Origin of the sequence: Burkholderia anthina, assembly GCF_001547525.1 — a bacterium.
Taxonomy (GTDB): domain Bacteria; phylum Pseudomonadota; class Gammaproteobacteria; order Burkholderiales; family Burkholderiaceae; genus Burkholderia; species Burkholderia semiarida.
The window spans coordinates 1639425-1665420 of record NZ_CM003768.1; the positions used below are offsets into that span (position 1 = coordinate 1639425).

General features: G+C 68.6%; 21 protein-coding genes. 10 read left to right on the forward strand and 11 right to left on the reverse strand.

All coding sequences use genetic code 11. From position 1 onward, the window contains the following. Nucleotides 1-23: 23 nt before the first annotated feature. A complete protein-coding gene (locus tag WS64_RS07540; protein WP_059583441.1) occupies nt 24-917 on the reverse strand; it encodes a LysR family transcriptional regulator in 894 nt (297 codons plus the stop codon). A gap of 112 nt (nt 918-1029) precedes the next feature. Here WS64_RS07540 and WS64_RS07545 point away from each other — a divergent pair, with 112 nt between their 5' ends. Together WS64_RS07545 and WS64_RS07550 are read left to right on the forward strand one after the other, a co-directional pair. Next, on the forward strand, nt 1030-2106 hold the full coding sequence (locus WS64_RS07545; protein WP_060966147.1) for a YeiH family protein: 1077 nt from the start codon (nt 1030-1032) through the stop codon (nt 2104-2106). 103 nt (nt 2107-2209) lie between these two features. Next, nucleotides 2210-3943 carry a ClcB-like voltage-gated chloride channel protein gene (locus tag WS64_RS07550; RefSeq protein ID WP_196485766.1) on the forward strand — a complete coding sequence of 578 codons (1734 nt, stop codon included), beginning with the start codon at nt 2210-2212 and terminating at the stop codon, nt 3941-3943. Between the two features lie 27 nt (nt 3944-3970). Here WS64_RS07550 and WS64_RS07555 read toward each other — a convergent pair whose 3' ends face one another. Next, nucleotides 3971-4591 (reverse strand): TetR/AcrR family transcriptional regulator, encoded by a 621-nt coding sequence (locus WS64_RS07555; protein WP_059583446.1) that lies wholly within the window; start codon nt 4589-4591, stop codon nt 3971-3973. Nucleotides 4592-4780: 189 nt separating this feature from the next. Between WS64_RS07555 and WS64_RS07560 the strand changes: the two genes are divergently transcribed. The 4 genes from WS64_RS07560 to WS64_RS07575 all read left to right on the forward strand — a co-directional run bounded on the left by WS64_RS07560 (nt 4781) and on the right by WS64_RS07575 (nt 11759). Then, nucleotides 4781-5890: an efflux RND transporter periplasmic adaptor subunit gene (locus tag WS64_RS07560; RefSeq protein ID WP_060966148.1), complete on the forward strand. Its 1110-nt coding sequence runs from the start codon at nt 4781-4783 to the stop codon at nt 5888-5890. Further along, nucleotides 5887-9033: an efflux RND transporter permease subunit gene (locus tag WS64_RS07565; protein WP_060966149.1), complete on the forward strand. Its 3147-nt coding sequence runs from the start codon at nt 5887-5889 to the stop codon at nt 9031-9033. Before WS64_RS07560 ends, WS64_RS07565 begins: the two co-directional genes overlap by 4 nt. A gap of 2 nt (nt 9034-9035) precedes the next feature. Then, the gene (locus tag WS64_RS07570) at nt 9036-10601 is read left to right on the forward strand and encodes an efflux transporter outer membrane subunit (RefSeq protein WP_060966150.1); all 1566 of its coding nucleotides are present in this window, start codon (nt 9036-9038) and stop codon (nt 10599-10601) included. 129 nt (nt 10602-10730) lie between these two features. Further along, a complete protein-coding gene (locus tag WS64_RS07575) occupies nt 10731-11759 on the forward strand; it encodes a MerR family transcriptional regulator (RefSeq protein WP_060966151.1) in 1029 nt (342 codons plus the stop codon). A 122-nt stretch (nt 11760-11881) separates the two neighbouring features. On the opposite strand, the gene WS64_RS07580 is transcribed toward WS64_RS07575, so the two are convergent. After that, nucleotides 11882-12406, reverse strand: coding sequence for a M949_RS01915 family surface polysaccharide biosynthesis protein (locus WS64_RS07580; RefSeq protein ID WP_059645995.1), 525 nt, complete (start codon nt 12404-12406; stop codon nt 11882-11884). A 78-nt stretch (nt 12407-12484) separates the two neighbouring features. Continuing rightward, nucleotides 12485-13867, reverse strand: coding sequence for a sigma-54 interaction domain-containing protein (locus WS64_RS07585; RefSeq protein ID WP_060966152.1), 1383 nt, complete (start codon nt 13865-13867; stop codon nt 12485-12487). Between the two features lie 253 nt (nt 13868-14120). Here WS64_RS07585 and WS64_RS07590 point away from each other — a divergent pair, with 253 nt between their 5' ends. The 3 genes from WS64_RS07590 to WS64_RS07600 are packed head-to-tail and all read left to right on the forward strand — an operon-like array spanning nt 14121 to nt 17531. Next, nucleotides 14121-15005 carry an MBL fold metallo-hydrolase gene (locus WS64_RS07590; RefSeq protein WP_059583456.1) on the forward strand — a complete coding sequence of 295 codons (885 nt, stop codon included), beginning with the start codon at nt 14121-14123 and terminating at the stop codon, nt 15003-15005. Nucleotides 15006-15038: 33 nt separating this feature from the next. Then, a complete protein-coding gene (locus WS64_RS07595) occupies nt 15039-16706 on the forward strand; it encodes a bifunctional protein tyrosine phosphatase family protein/NAD(P)/FAD-dependent oxidoreductase (RefSeq protein ID WP_060966153.1) in 1668 nt (555 codons plus the stop codon). Nucleotides 16707-16724: 18 nt separating this feature from the next. After that, nucleotides 16725-17531: a sulfite exporter TauE/SafE family protein gene (locus WS64_RS07600; RefSeq protein ID WP_060966154.1), complete on the forward strand. Its 807-nt coding sequence runs from the start codon at nt 16725-16727 to the stop codon at nt 17529-17531. Nucleotides 17532-17634: 103 nt separating this feature from the next. Here WS64_RS07600 and WS64_RS07605 read toward each other — a convergent pair whose 3' ends face one another. The 4 genes from WS64_RS07605 to WS64_RS07620 all read right to left on the reverse strand — a co-directional run bounded on the left by WS64_RS07605 (nt 17635) and on the right by WS64_RS07620 (nt 21717). Then, entirely contained in the window at nt 17635-18456 is an 822-nt protein-coding gene (locus tag WS64_RS07605; RefSeq protein ID WP_059583461.1) for an ABC transporter permease subunit, read from the reverse strand. Continuing rightward, a complete protein-coding gene (locus WS64_RS07610) occupies nt 18453-19379 on the reverse strand; it encodes an ABC transporter permease subunit (protein WP_060966155.1) in 927 nt (308 codons plus the stop codon). The genes WS64_RS07605 and WS64_RS07610 overlap by 4 nt, the downstream gene beginning before the upstream one ends. Further along, a complete protein-coding gene (locus tag WS64_RS07615) occupies nt 19376-20536 on the reverse strand; it encodes an ABC transporter ATP-binding protein (protein WP_059583465.1) in 1161 nt (386 codons plus the stop codon). The genes WS64_RS07610 and WS64_RS07615 overlap by 4 nt, the downstream gene beginning before the upstream one ends. 86 nt (nt 20537-20622) lie before the next feature. After that, nucleotides 20623-21717, reverse strand: coding sequence for a polyamine ABC transporter substrate-binding protein (locus tag WS64_RS07620; protein ID WP_059645918.1), 1095 nt, complete (start codon nt 21715-21717; stop codon nt 20623-20625). 417 nt (nt 21718-22134) lie between these two features. On the opposite strand from WS64_RS07620, the gene WS64_RS07625 reads away from it, so the two are divergent. Next, nucleotides 22135-22338, forward strand: coding sequence for a DUF1289 domain-containing protein (locus tag WS64_RS07625; protein ID WP_060966156.1), 204 nt, complete (start codon nt 22135-22137; stop codon nt 22336-22338). A gap of 76 nt (nt 22339-22414) precedes the next feature. On the opposite strand, the gene WS64_RS07630 is transcribed toward WS64_RS07625, so the two are convergent. The 3 genes from WS64_RS07630 to WS64_RS07640 all read right to left on the reverse strand — a co-directional run bounded on the left by WS64_RS07630 (nt 22415) and on the right by WS64_RS07640 (nt 25872). After that, entirely contained in the window at nt 22415-23056 is a 642-nt protein-coding gene (locus WS64_RS07630) for an OmpW/AlkL family protein (RefSeq protein ID WP_060966157.1), read from the reverse strand. A gap of 65 nt (nt 23057-23121) precedes the next feature. Continuing rightward, a complete protein-coding gene (locus tag WS64_RS07635) occupies nt 23122-24312 on the reverse strand; it encodes an NAD(P)H-dependent flavin oxidoreductase (RefSeq protein WP_060966158.1) in 1191 nt (396 codons plus the stop codon). A gap of 123 nt (nt 24313-24435) precedes the next feature. Next, complete coding sequence (locus WS64_RS07640; RefSeq protein ID WP_059583475.1) at nt 24436-25872, reverse strand: aldehyde dehydrogenase family protein; 1437 nt, start codon at nt 25870-25872, stop codon at nt 24436-24438. Nucleotides 25873-25996: the final 124 nt, after the last annotated feature.

The window sequence follows — 25996 nt, forward strand, 5'->3', positions numbered from 1 at the left end:
GTTCCCGGCGCAGCGGCGAGCGTCTATGCGAGGCCCTGCGCGAGGCTCATTTCGAGGAATTGCGCGGCGATTCGCGACGGTGCGCCGCCGTGCGGCACGAGAATGGAGAAATGCCGCGTGAGCGGCGCGGGCGCCAGCGAGCGCGGCACGAGCGCCGCATCCTCGTGACGCAGCGACATCGCGGACACGAACCCGACGCCCATCCCCGCGCGCACGGCCTCCTTCACGGCCTCGACCCCGGCGATCTCGAACGCGACGCGCATCGGCGCGCCGCCGTGCGCGAACGCGCGCTCGACGAGTTGCCGCACCGCGGAGCCCGCCTCGCGCAGCACGAGCGGATGCGCGGCGAGCGCATCGAGCGTCACGCCCGCGTCGTGGCCAGGCGCCGCGAGCGGATGGCCGGCCGGCACGATCGCGACGATCTCGTCCTCGTGCCACGCGTGCACGGCCGTACCCGGCGGCAGCGCCTCGCCGGGCGGCCCTTCGATCAGCGCGATGTCGAGCGACGGCAGCGCCGCGACCACGTCGGCCGTATTGCCGCTCATCGTCTGGATCGACACGCGCGGCGCGCGCGGCTGGAACGCCGCGATCAGGTACGGCAGCAGGTAGCTCGCGGGCGTCGTGCTCGCGCCGATGCGCAGCGTGCCGGCTTCCAGCCCGCGCACCGCGTCGCGAAACGCACGCGCCTGCGCGAACGTGTCGCGCTGCGCCTTCGCGTACTGCGCGAGCTGTTCGCCGACCGGCGTCAGGCGGATGCCGCGGCCGTCGCGCTGGTACAGCGGCTCGCCGAACTCGTCCTGCAGCAGCCGCAACTGGCCCGACACGGCCGGCTGCGACAGATGCAGCGCCACGGCGGCGCGGCTGATGTTCAGATGCTCGGCGACGGCGGCGAACGTTATCAGTTGATCCGGGGTCATGGCGATGAATTATCGGCTTTCCGGATAGTTTACGTCACAAATCACAATTTTTCATATCGATATAACGAAATTAGGATTACACCATCGCCACACGCTCCATCACGGTGCCCCCATGTCCACTGCTCCGACTCCCCCTCTCAGCCATGCCGCGCCGTCGATGCGCGGCCAGTTGAACGGCGTGCTGTTCGTCGCGCTGTTCGCCGCCGCCGTCACGAGTCTGTCCGAACTCCCCGCGATCGCGGGGCTCGGCCTGTCGCCGCTGATCGTCGGCATCGTCGCCGGCGCGCTGTACGGCAACGGCCTGCGCGACGGCATGCCGGCCAGTTGGGCGGCCGGCGTCAATTTCTCCGCGCGCAAGCTGCTGCGCATCGCGGTCGCGTTCTTCGGCCTGCGCGTGAGCCTGCAGGAAATCGCGCAGGTCGGGCTGCCGGGCCTCACGGTATCGGTGCTGGTCGTCGTCAGCACGCTCGCGATCGGCACCTGGGTCGGCATGAAGCTGATGAAGCTCGACCGCGACGCCGCGCTGCTGACCGCCGCCGGCAGCGCGATCTGCGGCGCGGCCGCCGTGCTCGCGTTCGAGTCGACGCTGCAGTCGAAGCCGCACCAGAGCGCGATGGCCGTGGGCAGCGTCGTGCTGTTCGGCACGCTGTCGATGTTCCTGTATCCGCTCGCCTATCACGCCGGTCTGCTGAACCTCGATCCGGCGGGCCTCGGCCTGTTCTTCGGCGGCACGATCCACGAAGTCGCGCAGGTGGTCGGCGCGGCGAGCGACATCAGCCCGGAGGTCGTGCGCGTCGCGACGATCGTCAAGATGACGCGCGTGATGCTGCTCGTGCCGGTGCTGCTCGCGCTCGGCTGGTGGCTCGCCCGGTCGGCGCGCTCGGCGCATGACGCGGCCGGCGGCGCGCAAGGCAGGCGCAAGGTGGCGGTGCCGTGGTTCGCGCTCGGCTTCCTCGGCTTCGTGATCGTCAATTCGCTGAACGTGCTGCCGGCGGACGTCACGCACACGCTGAACGTGCTCGATACCTTCGCGCTGACGATGGCCATGACCGCACTCGGCATCGAGACGCGCGTCGCGCAGATCCGGGCGGCCGGCCCGCGAGCGCTGATGACCGGCCTGATCCTGTACGTGTGGCTGATCGTCGGCGGCTACGGCATCACCTGGGCCGTGCAGCACTGGCTTGGCTGAGCCGCACGTCCGCGACGGTTCGCGCGCCGCGCCCGACGGGAGAGTCCCGCGGGCGCGGCGCGGTGCTATGCTTCGCGTCGTTTTCCATCGCCCCCTTTCAGCCGTGCTCTCGTTCCTGCTGAAGCTGCGCACTCGCGCCCGAACGCTGCTCCGCCTGTCGGACGCCCATACGATGCTGATCTGGTCGGCCATCGTCGGCGTCGGCGGCGCCTTCGCGACGATCGCGTTCCGCGAAGGCATCGATCTGATGCAGCGCCTGATCTCGGGGCACAGCGGCAGCTTCGTGCAGATGGCCAGGAGCCTGCCGTGGTACGTGCGGTTCTGGATGCCGGCCGCGGGCGGCTTCCTCGCCGGCTGCGTGCTGCTCTTCGCGACGCGCGGCGACAAGGAGGCCGCCAAGACCGACTACATGGAATCCGTCGCGCTCGGCAACGGCGTCGTGCCCGTGCGGCAGAGCCTGTGGCGCAGCGTGTCGTCGCTGCTGACGATCGGCAGCGGCGGCTCGATCGGCCGCGAAGGCCCGATGGTGCAGCTTGCGGCGCTCGCCGCGTCGCTCGTCGGCCGCTTCGCGCACTTCGACCCGCCGCGCCTGCGCCTGCTGGTCGCGTGCGGGGCGGCGGCCGGCATCACGTCCGCGTACAACGCGCCGATCGCCGGCGCCTTTTTCGTGTCGGAGATCGTGCTCGGCACGATCGCGATGGAGAGCTTCGGGCCGATGGTCGTCGCATCGGTCGTCGCGAACATCGTGATGCGCGAATTCGCCGGCTACCGGCCGCCGTACGAGATGCCGGTGTTTCCGGCCGTGACGGGCGCCGAGGTGCTGCCGTTCGTCGTGCTCGGCGCGCTGTGCGGCGTGCTCGCGCCGCAGTTCCTGCACCTGCTCGACGCGTCGAAGACGCAGTTCAAGCGGCTGCCGGTGCCGCTGCCCGTGCGGCTCGCGCTCGGCGGCCTCGTCGTCGGCGTGATCTCGGTATGGATTCCGGACGTGTGGGGCAACGGCTACAGCGTCGTGAACCACATCCTCCATTCGCCGTGGACCTGGCAGGCGCTCGTCGCGGTACTCGTGTTCAAGGTGATCGCGACCGCCGCGACCGCCGGCTCGGGCGCGATCGGCGGCGTGTTCACGCCGACGCTGTTCGTCGGCGCCGTGTTCGGCTCGCTGTTCGGGCTCGCGATGGACGCGCTGTGGCCCGGCCATACGTCGGCCTATTTCGCGTACGCGATCGTCGGGATGGGCGCATTCATGGCGGGCGCCACGCAGGCGCCGCTGATGGCGATCCTGATGATCTTCGAGATGACGCTGAGCTATCAGGTCGTGCTGCCGCTGCTGGTGTCGTGCGTGTTCGCGTATTTCGTCGCGCGCGCGACGGGCACGACGTCGATGTACGACATCACGCAGCATCACTACCAGGACGCGCAGGAGCGGCAGCGGCTGCGCACCACGCAGATGCGCGCGCTGATCCAGCCCGCGCAGACGGTCGTGCCGCTCACCGCGAGCGTCGCCGACATGACGCGCGTGTTTCTCGAATATCCGGTGAAGTACCTGTACGTGACCGACGACGCCGGGCGCTTTCGCGGCGCGGTCGCGCTGAAGGACATCACGTCGGACCTGCTCGACAAGCGCGACACGGCCGACAAGACGGCCGCGCACTACGCACATACGCCGTTTCCGCTGCTCACGCCCGACATGCCGCTCGCGACCGCGCTCGAACGCTTCATGGCGTTCCAGGGCGAACGGCTGCCGGTGATCGAGAGCGAAGCCGAGCCGACGCTCGCGGGCGTCGTCTACAAGACGTCGCTGCTCGATGCGTACCGGCGGATGACCGGCGAGCGCTGACGCGCGCCGCCGCACCGCGCGCGCCGGTCAGTCGGGCGCGCGCCCCAGCACGACCCGCGCGAAGAACCCCGCGAGCGCCGCTTCGGCCACGTCGGCCGACACGTGCTGCGGATCGGCCGTGTAGTACGACTGCACGCCGTCGCACAGGCACATCAGCCCGAACGCGAGCGTGTCGGCCGGCAGCAGCAGCGGCGTGCCCGAGCGCTCGGCGAAGCGCTCGATGAATTCGGCCATCTGCACGCGCTTGCCGTGCAGGAACTGGTTGAAGCGCACGCGGAACTTCGCGTCGCGCGCGGCCTGCAGCTTCGCCTCGCCCCACAGCAGCGAATATTCGTCGTCGCGAAACAGCGTCCGGTAATACGCGAGCGCCATCGATTCCATCTGCTCGCGCGTGCCGCCGCCTTCGAAAATCGCCTCGAAGTCGGCCCGCACCTCCTCGTGATCGCGCTCCAGCAACTCCAGCAGCAAGTCGGACTTGCTGCGGAAATTCGAATAGAACGCACCGCGCGTATAGCCGGCCGCCGCCGCGATGTCCTCGACGCTCGCGGCCACATAGCCCTTCTTCAGAAAAATGCGATGCGCGGCTTTCAGCAGACGTTCGCGCGTCTGGTCCCGGCTCTGCTCTCGAGTTAAGCGCTGTGGTTTCATGGCGCGCAGTCTAGCATCCTTTCCCTTTCAGATTCATCTTTGCATTCGGATACAGGTGTGTATTAGAATCCGCCACAGTTTCTGACAATGTTGTCCGTCTGTCCGCGTGCGCCGATGCCGGCGCCGTTTTGGGGCAAGCGCCCGCCGCGCTTGCCGGCTTCGTTCCGCTCCACCTCACCTGGGGGTTTCGTGAATCGCTCCGGTTCCCGCGCCGCGCTGCTGATCGGCGTCGCGCTCGTCCTTGCCGCCTGTCATCCGAAAGAATCCGCGCCGCCCGCCCCGCGCCCCGTCGTCGCGCTGCCCGCACGGGCCGACACCGCCGCAGCCGCGCGCACGCTGCCCGGCGACATCCAGCCGCGCTATGCCACCCCGCTGTCGTTCCGCATCGCCGGCAAGATCATCGAGCGCCGGGTGCGGCTCGGCGATACGGTGAAGGTCGGCCAGGTCGTCGCGCTGCTCGATCCGTCCGACGTCGAGAAGAACGCCGCGAGTGCGCAGGCGCAACTCGATGCCGCGACGCACAGCCTCGCGTTCGCGAAGCAGCAGCTCGACCGCGATCGCGCGCAGGCCCGCGAAAACCTGATCGCGACCGCGCAGCTGGAACAGACCCAGAACAGCTACACGTCGGCGCTCGCGCAGCGCGACCAGGCGCAGCAGCAGCTCGCGCTCGCGAAGAACCAGCTCCGCTACGCGACGCTCGTCGCCGATCACGCGGGCACCATCACCGCCGAACAGGCCGATACCGGCCAGAACGTGTCGGCCGGCCAGCCGGTCTACCAGCTCGCGTGGTCGGGCGACGTCGACGTGGTGAGCGACGTGCCCGAGGCCGCGCTCGCGTCGCTCGCGCCCGGTCATGCGGCCACCGTCACGCTGCCGTCGCTGCCGGGGCGCCAGTTCGCCGCGAAGGTGCGCGAAATCGCGCCGGCCGCCGATCCGCAAAGCCGCACCTGGCGCGTGAAGCTCACGCTCGGCACGCCCGATCCCGCGATCCGGCTCGGGATGACCGCGGACGTCGCGTTCGCCGGCGCGCCGGTTGCCGGCGACGCGCAGCCGATCACGCTGCCCGCCACCGCGCTGTTCCACGACGGCGCGCAGCCGGCCGTGTGGGTCGTGCGCACCAAGGACGACACGCTCGAGTTGCGCCGCGTCGACGTCGCGCGCTTCAACGAGCGCACCGTCACCGTGTCGCGCGGGCTGCAGCCGGGCGAGCGCGTCGTGCTGCAGGGCGTGCATACGGTCAGCGCGGGCGAGAAGGTGCGCGCGATCGCGCCGCTGCATCCGGAGGACTTCGCATCGTGAGCGTCTCCCACGAAGAAGGCCGCTTCAACCTGTCCGCCTGGGCGCTGCGCCACCAGGCGCTGGTCGTCTACCTGATCGCGCTCGCGACGCTCGCGGGCATCCTTGCGTACACGCGGCTCGCGCAATCCGAAGACCCGCCGTTCACGTTCCGCGTGATGGTGATCCGTACCTTCTGGCCCGGCGCGAGCGCGCGGCAGGTGCAGGAACAGGTGACCGACCGGATCGGCCGCAAGCTGCAGGAAACGCCGGCCATCGATTTCCTGCGCAGCTATTCGCGCCCCGGCGAATCGTTGATCTTCTTCACGATGAAGGATTCGGCGCCCGTGAAGGACGTGCCCGAGACCTGGTACCAGATCCGCAAGAAGGTGGGCGACATCGGCTATACGCTGCCGCCCGGCGTGCAGGGTCCGTTCTTCAACGACGAATTCGGCGACGTCTACACCAACATCTGGACGCTCGAGGGCGACGGCTTCACGCCCGCGCAACTGCACGACTACGCGGACCAGTTGCGCACCGTGCTGCTGCGCGTGCCGGGCGTCGGCAAGGTCGACTATTTCGGCGACCCCGACCAGCGGATCTTCATCGAGGTCAACAACGCGCAGCTCACGCGCCTCGGCATTTCGCCGCAGCAGCTCGGGCAGGCGATCAACGCGCAGAACGACATCTCGTCGGCCGGCGTGCTGACGACCGCCGACGATCGCGTGTTCGTGCGGCCGAGCGGCCAGTTCGACAACGTCGCCGCGATCGCCGATACGCTGATCCGCATCAACGGCCGCACGTTCCGGCTCGGCGATCTCGCGACGGTCAGGCGCGGCTACGACGATCCCCAGGTTACGCAGATGCGCGCGAACGGCCATGCGGTGCTCGGCATCGGCGTGACGATGCAGCCCGGCGGCGACGTGATCCGGCTCGGCAAGGCGCTCGACGCCGAATCGAAGGATCTGCAGGCGCAACTGCCGGCCGGCCTGAAGCTCACCGAGGTGTCGAGCATGCCGCACGCGGTCTCGCACTCGGTCGACGACTTCCTCGAAGCCGTCGCCGAAGCGGTCGCGATCGTGCTGGTCGTGAGCCTCGTGTCGCTCGGGCTGCGCACCGGGATGGTCGTCGTGATCTCGATTCCCGTCGTGCTCGCCGTCACCGCCCTCTTCATGTACCTGTTCGACATCGGGCTGCACAAGGTGTCGCTCGGCACGCTCGTGCTCGCGCTCGGGCTGCTCGTCGACGACGCGATCATCGCGGTCGAGATGATGGCCGTGAAGCTCGAACAGGGCTACAGCCGCGCGCGTGCCGCCGCGTTCGCGTACACCAGCACCGCGTTCCCGATGCTGACGGGCACGCTCGTCACGGTATCGGGCTTCCTGCCGATCGCGCTCGCGAAATCGAGCACCGGCGAATACACGCGCTCGATCTTCGAGGTGTCGGCGATCGCGCTGATCGCGTCGTGGTTCGCGGCCGTCGTGCTGATCCCGCTGCTGGGCTATCACATGCTGCCCGAGCGCAAGCGGCACGCGCACGAGGCGCATCTGCCCGACGATCACGAGCACGACATCTACGACACCCGCTTCTACCGGCGGCTGCGCGGCTGGATCGACTGGTGCATCGAGCGGCGCTTCGTCGTGCTGCTGATCACGGGCGCGCTGTTCGTCGTCGCGCTGATGGGCTTCACGCTCGTGCCGCAGCAGTTCTTCCCGAGTTCCGACCGGCCCGAGCTGCTGGTCGACCTGCGGCTGCCCGAAGGTGCGTCGTTCGCGGCGACGCTGCGCGAGACCGAGCGCCTCGAGAAGGTGATCGACAAGCGTCCCGAGATCGACCATTCGGTGAACTTCGTCGGCAGCGGCGCGCCGCGCTTCTACCTGCCGCTCGATCAGCAGTTGCAACTGCCGAACTTCGCGCAGTTCGTGATCACCGCGAAATCGGTCGAGGATCGCGAGAAGCTCGCGGCCTGGCTCGAAACCACGCTGCGCGACAAGTTCCCGGCCGTGCGCTGGCGGCTGTCGCGGCTCGAGAACGGCCCGCCGGTCGGCTATCCGGTGCAGTTTCGCGTGAGCGGCGACAGCATCGCGACGGTGCGCTCGATCGCCGAGAAGGTCGCGGCGACGATGCGCGGCGACGCGCGCACGGTCAACGTGCAGTTCGACTGGGACGAGCCGGCCGAGCGCTCGGTGCGCTTCGAGCTCGACCAGAAGAAGGCCCGCGAGCTGAACGTCACGTCGCAGGACGTGTCGAGCTTCCTCGCGATGACGCTGTCCGGCACGACCGTCACGCAGTATCGCGAGCGCGACAAGCTGATCGCCGTCGACCTGCGCGCGCCGCGCGCCGACCGCGTCGATCCGGCGAAGCTCGCGGGCCTCGCGCTGCCGACGCCGAACGGCCCCGTGCCGCTCGGCTCGCTCGGCCGCTTCACACCGACGCTCGAATACGGCGTCGTGTGGGAGCGCGACCGCCAGCCGACCATCACCGTGCAATCCGACGTGCGCGCCGGCGCACAGGGCATCGACGTCACGCACGCGGTCGACGCGAAGCTGAACGCGCTGCGCGCGCAGTTGCCGGTCGGCTACCAGATCAACATCGGCGGCTCGGTCGAGGAAAGCGCGAAGGCGCAGGCATCGATCAACGCGCAGATGCCGCTGATGGCGATCGCCGTGTTCACGCTGTTGATGATCCAGCTGCAAAGCTTCTCGCGCGTGCTGATGGTCGTGCTGACCGCGCCGCTCGGGCTGATCGGCGTGGTCGCGACGCTGCTGCTGTTCGGCCAGCCGTTCGGCTTCGTCGCGATGCTCGGCGTGATCGCGATGTTCGGGATCATCATGCGCAACTCGGTGATCCTGGTCGACCAGATCGAGCAGGACATCGCGGTCGGCCACGGCCGCGTCGACGCGATCATCGGCGCGACCGTGCGGCGCTTCCGCCCGATCACGCTGACGGCCGCGGCCGCCGTGCTCGCGCTGATCCCGCTGTTGCGCTCGAATTTCTTCGGGCCGATGGCGACCGCGCTGATGGGCGGCATCACGAGCGCGACCGTGCTGACGCTGTTCTATCTGCCTGCGCTGTACGCGACGTGGTTCCGCGTGAAGCGCGACGAACGCGACCCGCAGGACGGGCCGCCGCCAGGCGGCACGCCTGCCGCGCCGTCGGGAGCCTGACCATGAATCGATCGATGACCCTGAAAACGAAAACCGTGCGGGCGCTCGCGGCGGCGAGCCTCGCCGGCCCGCTCGCGGGCTGCGCGTGGTTCGCGCCGAGCGGCGAGCCGCCCGCGATGCCGTCGCCCGCGCACTATGGCGCCGCGCCGCAGGTCGAGCAGACCGTGTCCGCGCATGGCGTCGCGCAGCAGTTCGAGGTCGGCGCACAGCCGGTGCCGGACTGGTGGAAACAATACCGTTCCGATGCGCTGAACGCGCTCGTCGACGAAGGGCTGCGCAACAGCCCGACGCTGAGCGCGGCGTCGCATTCGCTGGATGCCGCGCGCGAACAGTTGCGCGGCCAGATCGGCAGCTCGATGCTGCCGTCGATCGACGCGGTCGGCCAGGCCGCGCGCCAGCGCGCGCTCGGCGTGCCGATTCCCGCGCTCGGCGCGCCGACGCTGCTGTACGACACGTTCGTCGGGCAACTGCAGGCGAGCTACACGGTCGACCTGTTCGGCGTGTCGCGCTTCGCGAACCGCGCGCTCGCGAAACGCGTCGACGTCAGCGCGTTCCAGCTCGAATCCGCGCGGCGTGCGCTGGCCGCGAACATCGTCACGGCGTCGATCACCGTGTCGGTGCTCAATGCGCAGATCGAGACCACCGAGCGGCTCGTCGCGCTCGCGAACGACCAGGCGCACGACGCCGAGCGCCGTTACGCGCTCGGTTCGGCATCGCGCAGCGACGCGCTCAATGCCCGGCAAAGCGCCGACACGTTCGCGGCGAGCCTGCCCGCGCTGCGCCAGCAGCGCGACTCGGCGCGCCATGCGCTCGCGGTGCTGGTCGGCCGTACGCCCGACCGGCCGCCGGCCGATCTCGCGCTCGCCGATCTGCACCTGCCCGAACAGGTGCCCGTCGTCGTGCCGTCGGACCTGCTGCAAAGCCGCCCCGACATCCAGGCCGCCGATGCGGGGCTGAAGGCCGCCGCCGCCGAAGTGGGCCTCGCGACCGCGCAGATGTTCCCGCAACTGTCGCTGTCGGCGGCGATGGGCAAAGGCGGCTTCAGCTGGCCAACGATGCTGTCGGGCGCCGGCGCGATCTGGAACGTCGGCGCGTCGCTGAGCCAGCCGATCTTTCACGGCGGCGCGCTGCTCGCGCAGCGCCGCGCGGCGAAGGCGACTTACGAGGCCGCGGTCGACCAGTACAAGCAGGCGGTGCTCGGCGCGTTCCAGAACGTCGCCGATTCGCTCGCGGCGCTCGAGCACGACGCGCAAGCGCTCGACGCGTCGTCGCGCGCCGCGCTGTCCGCACGGGGCGCGTACGACGACGCGGCCGCCCGCGTGCGGCTCGGCGCGCTGCCGCCGTCGGCCGCGCGCGCGAGCGAGTTGCAGTACCGCAATGCGCGGCTCGACGAGATTCGCGCGACCGGTGCGCGGCTCGCGGATACCGCGCGGCTTTACCAGGCGATGGGCACGCCGCCGGCCGGCAAGGACGCGCCGTCCGACAAGGCCGGCAACGCCGCCGGCGACACTGCCGCCGGCAAGGAAGCACGCGCCGCCGCGCCCGACGCCGCGCCTTCGGCGCAATAACCGGCCCCCCCCCCCGGATCGGACGCGCGTGCGGCTACCCGCCACGCGCGTCCGATCGCCGATCTTCCGCTTGACCCTCACGTAGCGTAACGTTCGAGACTCCAGTGTGCGCACTGAACGGAGGAACGAATGCGGCTGAAAGTGGGAGAACTGGCGAAACGCAGCGGGCTGACCGTCCGCACGCTTCATCACTATCACGCCATCGGCCTGCTGACGCCTTCGGCGCGCGCCGACAACGGCTACCGGCTGTACGACCGCGACGACATCGCCCGGCTCCACCAGATCCAGGCCCTGCGTCGCTTCGGACTGTCGCTCGCCGAAATCGGCGACTACCTGAACCAGCCCGGCACCCCGCTCGTCGATCTCGTCGCGAAGCAGATCGCGTCGCTCGACCGCCAGCTCGCGCAAACCGCGCAACTGCGCGAGCGGCTCGCGAGCCTGCATGCGCAGCTCGCGGCGGGCACCGAGCCGGAACTGGCCGATTGGCTCACCACACTGGAGTTGATGACCGTGTACGACAAATATTTCTCCGAGGAAGAACTCGCGCGCCTGCCGATGTACCAGAAGAGCCAGGCCGGCGACGCGGAATGGATCGCGCTCGTCGCGCAAGTTCGTGCGCTGCACGAGGCGGGCGTGCCCGCCGAGGACGAGCGCGTGCGTGCGCTCGCCGCGCGCTGGATGGCGCTGCTGGTGTGCGACACGAACAACGATCCGCGGCTGCTCGCGAAGCTGAACCTGATGCACGAGCAGGAGCCGTCGATGCAGTCGAAGTTCGGCATCTCGACCGCGTTGCGCGACTACGTGCTGCGCGCATCATCGGAAACGAAGATGCGGCTCTTCGAGAAGTACCTCACGCCGAACGAGATCCGCTTCATGCGGGCGCACTACGCCGAACGCGCGATGGAATGGCCGCAACTGATGGCCGACGTGCGCGATGCGATCGATGCGGGCACGCCGCCCGATTCGCCGCAAGGCCGCGCGCTCGCGCAGCGCTGGCTCGAGCTGTTCCGCAGCTACGCGGGCGACGATCCGGCCACGCACGCGAAATTCCGTCAGGCGTTGATGAACGAGCCGGCGCTGTCGAAGGACTCGTGGACCGACGACACACTGCTCGGTTTCATGCGCGCAGCGATGGCGCAGTTGGCGCCGGTGCGTTGATCGCATGACGGGCGGGCGGCGAGCGGATTTCCCGTTTGCCGCCCGTTTCGCCATTGGCGGCCGGTATCGCGCGCTCACCGGCCGGGCGTCCGGCCAGGGCCCAATCACGCCAATAACACACCCTAGTCGCTGCGCATGCTGATCCCGCGCCAGCGCTTCGTCATGTAACGCAGAAACGCGGGCTGCGCCTTCAGGTCCGCGTTCGGCACGGGCGCCGCGCCGCCGTCGACCAACTTGCCGTTGACCGTCACGGTTTCCTCGCCGCGCAGCACGTACTTCGTCCCTGCGTCGATCAGGAAATACTTGACCTGATCGGCACTCACGTCGCCGCGGCAACCGATCTTGTACGCGAACAGGAACTGCTTGCGACCGGTGCCGAGCACGTCGCGCATCTCGATCGATTTCGGCACGACGTCGAGAATCACGTCGACCGGGCAATCCTTCACGTAGTCGCGCACCGTCCAGTCGGGGCGGCCGTCGAGCGTCGCGGACACCTTGAGCTCGACGTCGCCGCCGGAAACGGTTCTGGCGAGCGTCACGGCATGCGCGCCGGCCGCGTCGGTCCACGTGTAATCGGCCGCCTGTACGGGATTGGACAGCACTGCCGCCGTGAGAAACAGGCCAGGCAAAAGGAAGCGTATTTTCATCGGCGACGGGGTGAGAATCGAACGCGCCATTATCGACGAAGCCGCGTGCCGGCGACAGCCTCGCGCGACACCCGCCGTTCAGCGCTCCCGCGTACCGAGACCGAGCGCCTTCATCCGCCGGTACAACGTCCGCTCGCTCAATCCGAGCCGTTCGGCGAGCGCCTTGCGCGTGCCGTCGAACGCGCGCGCGATGCGCACGAGCTCCGCGTCCGACACGCCGCGCGTGTCCGCCGCCTGCACGTGCGGCGCGGCCGCGGCCGCGACCAGCTCGGCCGGCAGGTGTTCGACGCGAATCGTCCCGTCGTCCGCGAACAGGCACGCGCGTTCGAGCACGTTGCGCAGCTCGCGGATGTTGCCGGGCCACGCATACGCGTCGAGGCATGCGCGCGCGCGTTCGGTCAACGTGAACGGCCGGGCATTCGCGTCGCCCGCCTTGCCGCGCGCGTTCGCGATGCGCCGCAGGATCGATTCGGCCAGCAGCGCGACGTCGCCCCGCCGTTCGCGCAGCGCCGGCAGCGGAATCGGAAACGCGTTGATCCGGTAGTAGAGATCCTGCCGGAACCGGCCGTCGTCGATCATCTCGCGCAGCGGCTTGTGGGTGGCCGCGACGAGCCGGAAATCGGCGCGCAGCGCCTCGACGCCGCCGACACGCCGGAACGTCCCCGATTCGATCAGCCGCAGCAGCTTCACCTGCATCGGCAGCGGCACGTCGCCGATCTCGTCGAGAAACAGCGTGCCGCCCTGCGCGGTTTCGACGAGGCCCGGCTTGCGCTGGTTCGCGCCCGTGAACGCGCCCTTCTCGTAGCCGAACAGCTCGCTCTCGAACAGCGTCTCGGCGATCCCCGAGCAATCGACGACGACGAACGGCCCCATCGCGCGGTCGCTCGCCTCGTGCAACGCGCGGGCGAACAGCTCCTTGCCCGTGCCCGATTCGCCGAGCAGCAGCACCGGCAGCGTCGAGGGTGCCACGCGCTGCAGCGCGCCGAGCGCCGCGTTGAACGCGTCGGAGCCGCCGACGAGCCCTTCCGCGCTCGGCTGCGCGGACGCGCTGCGCACCGTCGTCAGCCGCTCGACATACGCGATCACGTTGCCGTGCGCATCGAAGATCGGCCGCAGCTCGACGTCGACATGCTCGGGGCCGCGCGGCGTGTGATGGATGTGCAGCACGCGGTTCAGCCCGCGCGATTCGAGCGCCTGCTTCATCGGGCAATGCTCGCCGGCCTGGTCGCACGGCACGTCGTAGTGATGCGACACCTGGAAACAGTGCCGGCCCACGTGCTCGACGCCGGCCACACCGAACTGGCGCCGGTACGCGTCGTTCGCCGCGAGGATCCGGTAGTCGGGATCGACCACGATCATCGGCTGCGGGTCCTGCTCGAGATACGCGACGAGTGCGCGTACGTCGGGCATCGCGTCGTGGCGCGGGGCGGGGACGATCGGAATGGTGTCGTGCGGATTCATGCGGCGGCTCGCTCGGCGAAGGGGCGCCCGGACGGACTGCCAGGCAGGCTGCCAATTCTGCCACGACACTGCCAGCTGTGGCAGTCATCGTCGTCAACCGGATGTCGCCGCCGCCTTCAGCGGGCCGCCGATGCACCGAAAAACCGAGCCGAATCAAGTCCTTGCCACATCGGTGGACGCTGCACCGCAGGTTGGCACGCTTCTTGAAGTAAAGACTGCGATTGCAGATGCAGAACCCGATCGAGGACACCCCGTGAGCCACGCCCCCGCCCTGTCGGTCGAAGGTTTTTTCGACCCGGCGACCCACACCGTCAGCTATCTCCTGCTCGATACGGCGAGCCGCGCGTGCGCGCTGATCGACAGCGTGCTCGACTACGACCCGAAATCCGGCCGCACGCGCACGGCCAGCGCCGACCGGCTGATCGCGCGCGTCGCCGAACTCGGCGCGACCGTGCACTGGCTGCTGGAAACGCACGTGCACGCCGACCACCTGTCGGCCGCGCCGTATCTGAAAGCGCGGCTCGGCGGCCGGATCGCGATCGGCTCGCACGTGCGTCGCGTGCAGCACGTGTTCGGCACGCTGTTCAACGCCGGCCCCGGCTTCGCGGAAGACGGCCGCCAGTTCGACCGGCTCGTCGACGACGGCGACACGCTCGCGCTCGGCGCGCTGACGATCCGCGCACTGCACACGCCGGGCCACACGCCCGCGTGCATGACCTACTGCGTGGACGATGCGACACAGCGCGCGGCGTTCGTCGGCGACACGCTGTTCATGCCCGACTACGGCACGGCGCGCTGCGACTTCCCCGGCGGCGACGCGCGCACGCTGTACCGCTCGATCGCGCGCGTGCTCGCGCTGCCGCCCGACACGCGCCTGTATCTGTGCCACGACTACCAGCCGGGCGGCCGCGACGTGCAGTTCGTGACGACCGTCGCCGAGCAGCGCCGCGCGAACGTGCACGTGAAGGACGGCGTGACCGAGGACGATTTCGTCGCGATGCGCACCGCGCGCGACGCGACGCTCGACATGCCCGTGCTGATGCTGCCGTCCGTGCAGGTCAACATGCGCGCCGGCCACCTGCCCGAACCCGAGAACAACGGCGTGCGCTACCTGAAGATTCCGCTCGACGCGATCTGAGCCGTGCGCCCCGCCCATCCGGAGAACCCCGACATGACCATCCGCAAGCTGACCGACACGCTGTCGGTCTCGCCGCAGATCGCGGCGGCCGACCTGCCCGCGCTTCACGCGGCCGGCATCCGCGCGATCATCTGCAACCGGCCCGACGGCGAAGGCGCCGACCAGCCGACCGTCACCGAGATCCGCTCGGCCGCCGCGCCGCTCGGCATCGACGTGCATTACCTGCCGGTCGATACTGGCAAGGTAACCGACGACCAGGCCGCGCAGTTCGGTGCGCTGCTTGCGTCGCTCGACGGGCCCGTGCTCGCGTACTGCCGCAGCGGCACGCGTTCGGCCACGCTGTGGGCGCTGTCGCAAGCCGGGCTGCGGCCGCTGGACGACCTCGTGGCCGCCGCCGGCGCGGCTGGCTACGATCTGAGCGCACTCGCCTCGCGTGTCTCGCCAGGTGGCCGCCGGACGGCGCCGACCGTGGACGCACGGCACGACGTCGTGATCGTCGGCGCCGGTGCGGCGGGCATCGCGGTCGCGTCGAGCCTGCTCGCGCGCGACGCGTCGCTCGACATCGCGGTGATCGATCCGGCCGACGTCCACTATTACCAGCCCGGCTGGACGATGGTCGGCGCGGGCGTGTTCCAGCCCGGCACCACCGCGCGGCCGATGACCGACGTGCTGCCGCGCGGCGTGCAACGGATCCAGGCCGCCGTCGCGGGCTTCGAGCCCGACGCGCATGCGGTCGTGCTCGACGGCTGCCGGCGCATCGGCTATCGCAAGCTCGTCGTCTGTCCGGGGCTCAAGCTCGACTGGCACGCGATCGACGGCCTCGCCGACACGCTCGGCCGCAACGGCGTCACGTCGAACTACCGCTACGATCTCGCGCCGTACACGTGGGAGCTCGTGCGCGCGTTCCGCAGCGGCAATGCGCTGTTCACGCAACCGCCGATGCCGATCAAGTGCGCGGGCGCGCCGCAAAAGGCGATGTACCTGTCATGCGACCACTGGCGGCGCACGGGCCGACTCGCGGCCGCGAACGTCGAATTCCTGAATGCGGGCGGCGCGCTGTTCGGCGTCGCCGATTACGTGCCCGCGCTGATGGAGTACGTGAAAAGCTACGACATCGCGCTGTCGTTCGGCCACAACCTCGTCGCGATCGACGGGCCCGCGCGCCGTGCGACGTTCTCGCGCGCGCTGCCGGAAGGCGGCAAGGAAACCGTCGAGCGCGCGTTCGACATGATCCACGTCGTGCCGCCGCAGAAGGCGCCGGACTTCGTGCGCGCGAGCCCGCTCGCCGACGCGGCCGGCTGGATCGACGTCGATCCGGCGACGCTGCGGCACAAGCAGTTTGCCGACATCTACGCGCTCGGCGACGTCACCAACACGACCAATGCGAAAACGGCCGCGGCCGCCCGCAAGCAGGCGCCCGTCGTCGCGCACAACGTGCTCGCGTCGCTCGGCCGCGCGCACGGCGACGCGATGTACGACGGCTACGGCTCGTGCCCGCTCACCGTCGAGCGCGGCAAGATCGTGCTCGCCGAGTTCCTGTACGGCGGCAAGGTCGCGCCGACCTTCCCCGCATGGCTGATCGACGGCAAGCGACCATCGCGGCTCGCATGGCTGCTCAAGGAGCGCGTGCTGCCGCCGCTCTACTGGAAGGCGATGCTCAAGGGCCGCGAATGGCTCGCGAAGCCCGCGATCGCACGCTGACCGGAGCGCGATGACGTCATGCTGATTTCCCTCGTGCTCGGCGGTTTCGTCGGCGCCGTGCTCGGCCTGACCGGCGCCGGCGGCGGCATTCTCGCGGTGCCGGCGCTCGTCGTCGGAATGAGCTGGCCGATGCAGCAGGCCACGCCCGTCGCGCTCGTCGCGGTGGCCGGCAGCGCGGCGCTCGGCGCGCTCGAAGGCTTCCGGCGCGGGCTCGTGCGCTATCGCGCCGCGCTGCTGATGGCCGTGGCCGGCGTGCCGCTGACCACGCTCGGCGTGCGGCTCGCGCACGTGCTGCCGCAGCGCCTGCTACTCGCGCTGTTCGCGCTGACGATGCTGGTCGTCGCCGGCCGCCTGTGGCGACAGGCGCTGCGGCGGCAGGCGGCCGATGCGGACGCGTCGCCGCTGTGCGTCGGCCGCGTGAATCCCGATACGGGCCGGCTCGTGTGGTCGTGGCCCGTGGGCATCGCACTGGCGTCCACCGGCGCGGTCACGGGCTTGATGACGGGATTGCTCGGTGTCGGCGGCGGCTTCGTGATCGTGCCGATGCTGCGCAAGTTCACGAACGTGTCGATGCATGGGGTGGTCGCGACGTCGCTGATGGTGATCGCGCTGGTCGGCACCGGCGGCGTGTTGGCCACGCTCGTGTCGGGCACGCGCGCGCCGCTCGACGTGACGCTGTGGTTCACCGTCGCGACCGCGCTCGGGATGGCGATCGGCCGCGGCGCGTCGCGCCACCTCGCCGCGCGGCACGTGCAGGCCGGGTTCGCGGCCGTGCTCGTGTGCGTCGCGCTGGGGCTGCTGGCGAAGGCGGCGTTCGGCGCATGAACGCCGGCGACGGGCCGGCGATCGTGACGCGCCGCCAAACAAAACGCCCGGCCCGACTCGTCGTCGGCACCGGGCGTTTTTCATCACGGCCGCAACCGGCGCGTCAGGCCGCGAACCCCGCCATCCGCTTGCGTTCCTGACGCAGCATCACGAAGTTCGCGATCACGACGCCGGCCGTCACCGCGATGATGAACAGCGTCGCGAGCGCGTTCATCTCCGGGTTCAGACCGAGGCGCACGCGCGAGAACACGACGAGCGGCAGCGTCGTCGAGCCGGGGCCCGACAGGAACGCCGACAGCACGAGGTCGTCGATCGACAGCGTGAACGACAGCAGCCAGCCGGCGATCAACGCCTGCGAGATCAGCGGCAGCGTGATCGTGAAGAACACCTTCAGCGGCGTCGCGCCGAGATCGAGCGCGGCTTCTTCCAGCGACGGATTCAGCTCGCGCACGCGCGACTGCACGATGATCGCGACGTAGGAAATGCACAGCATCACGTGGCCGAGCCAGATCGTGAACACGCCGCGCTCGGCCGGCCAGCCGATCCACTTCGCGAGCTCGATGAACAGCAGCAGCAGCGAGATCCCCTGGATCACCTCGGGGATCACGAGCGGCGCGTTGATCATCCCGCTGAACAGCGCGAAGCCGCGAAAGCGCCCCATCCGCGCGAGCACGAAGCCGGCCCACGTGCCGATGAACACCGACGCGAACGCGGTCAGCACGCCGATCTTCAGCGACAGCCACGCGGCCGTCAGCAGCTCGTCGTCCTCGACGAGCGCCGCGTACCAGCGGAACGAGAAGCCCGACCACACGGTGACGAGCTTCGACTCGTTGAACGAATAGACGATCAGGCTGAGGATCGGGATGTACAGGAACGCGAAGCCGACGAACAGCGCCGCGAACTGCAGGTAGCGATTCGGCTTCATCGACGGCCTCCCTGTTCCTTCGCCTGGAAGTGCTGGAACATCGCCATCGGCACGAGCAGCAGCAGCACCATCGCGCAGGTCACGGCCGACGCCATCGGCCAGTCCGCGTTGTTGAAGAACTCGTTCCACATCACGCGGCCGATCATCAGCGTATTCGCGCCGCCGAGCAGCTCCGGAATCACGTATTCGCCGACCGCCGGAATGAACACCAGCAGGCAGCCCGCGATGATCCCGTTCTTCGACAGCGGCAGCGTGATCTGCACGAACGCCTTCCACGGCTTCGCGCCGAGGTCGTACGCGGCCTCGAGCAGGCGCAGGTCCATCTTCACGAGGTGCGCGTAGAGCGGCATCACGAGAAACGGCAGATACGAATACACCATCCCGATGTACACCGCGTAGTTCGTGCGGTACAGCTCGATCGGCGCATGGGTGAGCCCGATCCACATCAGGAAGTTGTTCAGCAGCCCGTTGTTCTTCAGGATGCCGATCCACGCGTACACGCGGATCAGGAACGACGTCCAGAACGGCAGCATCACGCCCATCATCAGCAGGTTGCGGGTGGCCGGGTTCGAGCGCGCGATGTAATACGCCATCGGATAGCCGAGCAGCAGGCACAGCAGCGTCGTGATCGCGGCCACCACCACCGAATTCACGTAGGTCGCGAAATACAGGCTGTCGGTCAACAGGAACGCGTAGTGCGACAGGTTCAGCGCGATGTGCACGACGCCGTCCGCGTACGACGCGAGTTCCGTATACGGCGGGATGCCGAGCTGCAGCTCCGCGAAGCTGATCTTCACGACCAGCACGAACGGCACGAGGAAGAACAGCACGAGCCACGTGAACGGGCCAGCCACGACCGCCGTGGCGCCCGTCAGGTTGAAGCGCCGCACCGGCCACTCGAGCAGGGACTTGAACGCGTTCATGACGTCAGCACCACGCCGGCGGTCGCGCTCCAGCGCACGTAGATCTCGTCGGCGAGCGCCGGCGTGTCGAGTTCCGAAATCGCGAGGCTCGACACGTTCGCGATCACCGTCTTGCCCCCGTCGAGCTTCACGTGATACAGCGAATAGCCGCCCATGTACGCGACGTTGCTGATCCGGCCGCGCGCCCAGTTGAACGCGCCTTCGGGCGGCTTGCGCGTGAGCGCGATCCGCTCGGGGCGCACCGACACCGTGACCGGCATCCCGAGCGGGCCCGAGATCCCGTGGCTCACGTACAGCCGGCTCGGCAGCTCCGGCGATTCGATGTACACGTGATCGGGCTCGTCCTCGACCGTCACGCCGTCGAACAGGTTCGTCGAGCCGATGAATTCGGCCGAGAAGCGGCTGTTCGGGTATTCGTACACTTCGTTCGGCGAGCCGATCTGCACGATCTGGCCTTCGCTCATCACCGCGAGCCGGTTCGCCATCGTCATCGCCTCTTCCTGGTCGTGCGTGACCATGATGCACGTGACGCCGACCTTGTTCAGGATGTTGACGAGCTCGATCTGCGTGCGCTGGCGGATCTGCTTGTCGAGCGCGGACATCGGCTCGTCGAGCAGCAGCAGCTTCGGGCGCTTGACCAGCGAGCGGGCCAACGCGACACGCTGCTGCTGGCCGCCGGACAACTGGTGCGGCTTGCGCTTCGCGTACTTGCCCATCTGCACGAGTTCGAGCGCGGACGCGACACGCGCCTTCAGCTCGGCCTTCGGCGTGCCTTCCTGCTTGAGCCCGAACGCGACGTTCGACTCGACCGACATGTGCGGGAACAGCGCATACGACTGGAACATCATGTTCACGGGCCGCTTGTACGGCGGCATCTGCGCGAGGTCCTCGCCGTCGATCAGGATCTTGCCCGACGTGACCGTCTCGAGGCCCGCGAGCATCCGCAGCAACGTCGACTTGCCGCAGCCCGAGCTGCCGAGCAGCGCGAACAGCTCGCCCTGGCGCACGGTCAGGTTGACGCTGCGCACGGCTTCGGTGTCGCCGAATTTCTTGACGACGTCAACGATCTGGATGAAGTTCTCGGCGCGCGCATCGGCGCCGGAGGAGGAAACGGAGAACGGCGCGCCCGCAACCGGCGCGCCCGACTGGCTATTCATGATGTGCTGCTTCTCTCCTGCGTTAGACGAACAAAGCCCCCGGGGGCACCAGGGGCTTCATGACCGCGGGTTCACTTCGGCTCGCGTCAGCGGCCCGACTTCAACTCGGTCCACAGACGCGTCTGCAGACGCTGGATTTCAGGCGGCAGCGGCTTGAGCAGGAACAGCGTCTTCACGACGTCGGCCGGCGGGTAGACGGCCGGGTCGTTCGCGACGTCGGGCCGCACGTACTTGCGTGCCTCGGTGTTGGCGCTCGGGTAGTACACCGCGTTGGTGATCGCCGCGTGCACCTTCGGATCCTCGATGTAGTTGATCCACTGCAGCGCGGCTTCCTTGTTCTTCGCGTCCTTCGGGATCGCCATCACGTCGAACCACACCGGCGCGCCGCCCTTCGGAATGTAGTACTCGACCTTGTACGGCTTCTTCGCCTCGATCGCGCGATGCTTCGCGATCACGACGTCGCCCGACCAGCCGAACGCGAAGCAGATGTCGCCGCCGACCAGGTCGTTGATGTAGCCCGACGAGTTGAATTGGGTGATGTACGGGCGGATCTTCTTCAGTACGTCCATCGCGGCCTTGTAGTCGGCCGGGTTCGTGCTCATCGGATCCTTGCCGATGTAGTGCAGCGTCGCCGCGAACATCTGGTCGGGCGCGTCGAGCACCGACACGCCGCAGGTCTTCAGCTTCGCGATGTTTTCCGGCTTGAACAGGATGTCCCAGTTGTCGAGCGGCACCTTGCCGAGGGCCTGCTGCGCCTTCGTCAGGTTGTACGCGAGACCGGTCGTGCCGTACGCCCAGGGCACCGAGTACTTGTTGCCCGGATCCGCGCCGGCGACGAGCGCCATCAGTTGCGGATCGAGGTACTTGAGGTTCGGCAGCTTCGACTTGTCGAGCGGCGCGAAGATGCCGGCGGCGATCTGCTTGCCCGCGTAGTTGCTGGTCGGCACGACGATGTCGTAGCCCGAGCTGCCCGTCAGCAGCTTCGCCTGCAGCGTGTCGTCGCTGTCGTAGTTGTCGTAGCGGACCTTGACGCCCGTCTGCTTCTCGAAGTTCGGGATCGTGTCCTTCGCAATGTAGTCCGACCAGTTATAGACATTGAGCTGCGTATCCTTCGCCGCTGCCGCCGATGCGCCCACGCACAGCGCGAGCGCCGCGAACCGGCCCACTACCTTTGCTTTCATCCCGTTCTCCCTTCGGCCGGACGCATTGCCCGGCTGCCGTCTGCCTCGTCATGGCGGCGCATTCCGGCGCGCCGCCCCTCGAAAACCCCGAAAACTACCATCATTCGCGCCCCGTCACAAAAAAATCATGCCGGTGTCGCGCAAACGGAACAGATTCCCGCCGCCGGTCGGTCGAGCCGCCCGTGCGGCGGGGCGTTCCGGGGGAATTCTATCGGGTAATCGGCGGTTGTCCACCGGCAAAAGCGGACGGCGGCGAATCCGCGTTTGCATGGCGGGCGGCCCGTTCGACGGCCGCGCGCAACGCCCGGCCGGACTGTCGCGCTCCCGCGCGGGACGACATGCGGGCGGCGACGCCCGGCCGGGCCGCCGCGATGCATTAAAATGGCGGCTCACGATTCAACTGCGCGAACCCTGCCGATGGCCTCCAATCTTCACGACCTCCCCGACAGCCCCTGCATCGGCGTGTGCTCGACGCTTTTCGACGAAGTCTGCAAGGGCTGCGGCCGCACGGCCGTCGAAGTCTCGAACTGGGTATTCCTGAGCGATGACGAAAAGCGGGCGGTGTGGGAACGCATCACGCGCGAAGGCACCGCGATGCGCTTCCAGTACGACAAGCTGTAAATCCGCGCGCACAAAAAAAGAGCGGCATGCCGACCGCCATGCCGCCAACCCCAACTCTGTTCTTTTACAGTCGCGTCTAGAACTTCATCCCGACGCCCACGCCGACGATCAGCGGATCGATGTGCAGCGTGCCGATGCCCTTGTCGCCCAACGTCGCATCGGTGCTCATCCAGATCTTCTTCACGTCGACGTTCATGAACACCTTCTTCGTCAACTGCACGTCCACGCCGAACTGCAGCGCGGGGCCGAAGCTGCTCTTGTTGATCGACACACCCTGCCCGCCGACGTTGAGCCCGTTGTTGTAGAAGTACGTGTAGTTCAACCCGGCGCCGACGTACGGACGCACCTTGCCGGCATGGTTGAAGTGATACTGCAGCAAGAGCGTCGGCGGCAGCACGCCCACGCCGCCGAGATTGCCGAGGCTCGACGTCATCTGGTGCCGCGACGTGCCGAGAATCAGTTCCACGCCCAGGTAGTCGCGGATCATGTACGTGAAGTCGAGCTCGGGCACGATCGCGTTGTTCACGCCCGTGTTGATCGCGCCGAGCGTGTCGCTCGCGCGCTCGTTCGGCTGGATGCTGATCGCGCGAAGCCGAACCAGTACGTCACCCTGATTGATGCCGTCCCCCGGCGATGCCGCGTACGACAGCGACGGCATCGCGAGGACGCTCGCCGCGACGGCGGCGGTGGTGACACAAGTTCGAATCGTTTTATGCATGGTACGGACCCCCAAAGAATGGTTTCCATTCTCCCTGTAGGGTCTTTTCGTCATCTTGATATTGGTCAAGCCAGCGTAAACGTGGGACGGTTTGCCGCAGGCTCGGTCGCACTGCCCGTCAGCAGCAGGTCGAGCAGATCGCGCACGCTGCGGATCGCGCGGCCGAACGGCAACGCTTCGCGGCCGCGGAAGAACAGCCCGTTCGCGACGTCGCCGCGCAGCGCGGCCGCGAGCCGCGTGTCGATGCAGAAGTGGCCGAATTTCTCGATGCCGTCGCGCAGCCCGCATACGCTCAGGCATTCGAGCGCGGTCGGGCAACGCTGCCTGAACGCGCCGAGCTTGTTGCGAATGCGCGTCTCGTTGCGCAGGTAACGATCGAGCCACGGCGTCTTCACCGCACGTGCCGGCAGCCCCGTCACGCTGACGAATTCGACGATGTCGTCGGGCGTCGCATCGGCAAGCACGCGCTTGAAACGCGGATGCGCATCGCCCTCTTCGGTCACCGCGAACGGCGTCCCGACCTGCACGCCGTTCGCGCCGGCCGCGAACGCCGCGCGCACCGTGTCGTGGCTGTTGATCCCGCCGGCCACGATCAGCGGGATCGTGTCGCGGGCGACACCGAGCGACGCCATCACCTGCGCGGTCTCGTCGAGCACGCGCGCGAAATCGAAGCGGCCGTCGTGCATGTCGTCGAGCTGCGTGACGCCGAGGTGGCCGCCCGCGTGCGCCGGATGCTCGATCACGATCGCATCGGGCAAGCGGCCCTTCTTCATCCACTTCTTCAGCACCAGCGCGATCCCGCGGCTGTCCGACAGGATCGGGATCAGCGCGATGTCGCGCCCTTGCGTGAGGTCGGGCAGATCGAGCGGCAGGCCCGCGCCCATCACGATCGCGTCCGCGCCCTCGTCGCACGCGACCCGCACGTAGTCCGCATGCGCGCTCACCGCCTTCATCACGTTGACCGCGATCATCCCGCGGCCTTCGCTGTACGTTTTCGCGAGACGGATCTCGCGCGCGAGCGCGTCGAGGTTCGCCGCCTCGAGCGTCGCGCGATCGGGTTGCGCGCGGCAACGCGCGAGCAGATCCGCATGATGGTGGCGCAGGTCGATGCTCGCGATCGTGCCGACCGCGCCTTCGCGCGCGACGCTGCCCGCCAGCCGGTGCGCGGAGATGCCGACGCCCATGCCGCCCTGCACGACGGGCAGCAAGGTGCGGCCGCGGATCGTCAGCGGCGGAAAGGAAGTGCGTACGGTCATCTGAAACCTCGTCGGAACATCGGAACCGCGATGATCGACGATCCACCGCCGCGCACCTTGACGGCCGTCAAGAAAAAAACGGCACGCGAGCGTGCCGTTTCCGATTCGGGCCGCGAGCGGCGTTCAGGCCGGCTTCGCCGGCTTCAACTGTATCGACTTGTACTCGAGATACTCTTCGAGCCCGTACACGCCGTTCTCGCGGCCGTACCCCGACTGCTTGAAGCCGCCGAACGGCGCGGCGGCGTTCCACGTGCCGCCGTTGATGTCGACCTGCCCCGTGCGGATGCGGCGCGCGACGCGCATCGCGCGCTCGTCGCTGCCTGCCCACACCGCACCGCCGAGCCCGTACGGCGAATCGTTCGCGATCCGCACGGCCTCGTCTTCATCGCGATACGTGATGATCGACAGCACCGGCCCGAAGATCTCTTCCTGCGCGATCGTCGATTTCGGATCGACGCGGCCGAACACGGTCGGCTTCACGAAGAAACCCTTTTCGAGCCCTGCCGGCAATCCGGTGCCGCCCGTCACGAGTTCCGCGCCTTCGTCGATGCCGCGCTGGATATACGCCTGCACGCGCTGCTGCTGCGCGGCCGACGCCAGCGCGCCGAGGCGCGTCGCCTCGTGCCGCGGGTCGCCCGCGACGTACGACTCGGCGGCCGCCTTCGCGAGCTCGCGCGCCTCTTCGTAGCGCGCTTGCGGCACCAGCATCCGCGTATGCGCGGAGCAGGTCTGGCCCGCGTTCAGGTAGCACGCGTTGACCGTGCCCTTCACGGCCGTCGCGAAATCGGCATCGTCGAGGATCACCGACGCCGACTTGCCGCCCAGCTCGAGCGCGACGCGCTTGACGCCCGCGGCCGCCAGCTCGGCCACGCGCTTGCCCGCGCGCGTCGAGCCGGTAAACGACACCATGTCGACGTCCGGATCGCTGGCCAGCACCTCGCCGACGACCGGGCCATACCCGCACACCAGGTTGAACACGCCGGCCGGCAGCCCGGCCTCGTGGATCGCTTCGGCGAGCATGAATGCGTTCAGCGGCGCGACTTCCGACGGCTTCAGCACCACCGTGCAGCCGGCCGCGAGCGCCGGCGCGACCTTCAGCGTGACCTGGTTGAGCGGGTAGTTCCACGGCGTGATCGCCGCGACGACGCCGACCGGCTCGCGCACCACCAGCGAATTGCCGACCCGCGCGTCGAATTCGAACGATTCGGCGAGCTTCGCATACGCCTTCCAGTTGTAGATCGGGCCGCCGACCTGGATCGCCCGCGACAACTTGATCGGCATGCCGACTTCGCCGGTGATCGACTGCGCGAGTTCCTCGCTGCGCGCCTGCAGATGCTCGACGATCTTGCGCAGGTAACCCGCGCGCGTCGCGGCCGGCGTGGCCGCCCACGCGTCGAAGGCCGCGCGCGCCGCGCGGATCGCGGCCTGCGCGTCGGACGCGACGCCCTCGGGAATCCGGCCGATCACGGCTTCGGTGCCCGAATCGATCACGTCGATCGTGCCGGTGCCGGCCGGTTTGCGCCATGCGCCGTCGATGTAGAACTGGTCGTAGATTTTCATCGTGTTCCGCCTCCAGGGAAGCCGCCATTCTAGCGAGCGTTTCGGTGGCTGGTGTGACGAATGACAGCCGTCCGAAAGGACCGGCGAGGCCCCGCGCCGGCGCTCCGCCGCCCGCGCGCATGGC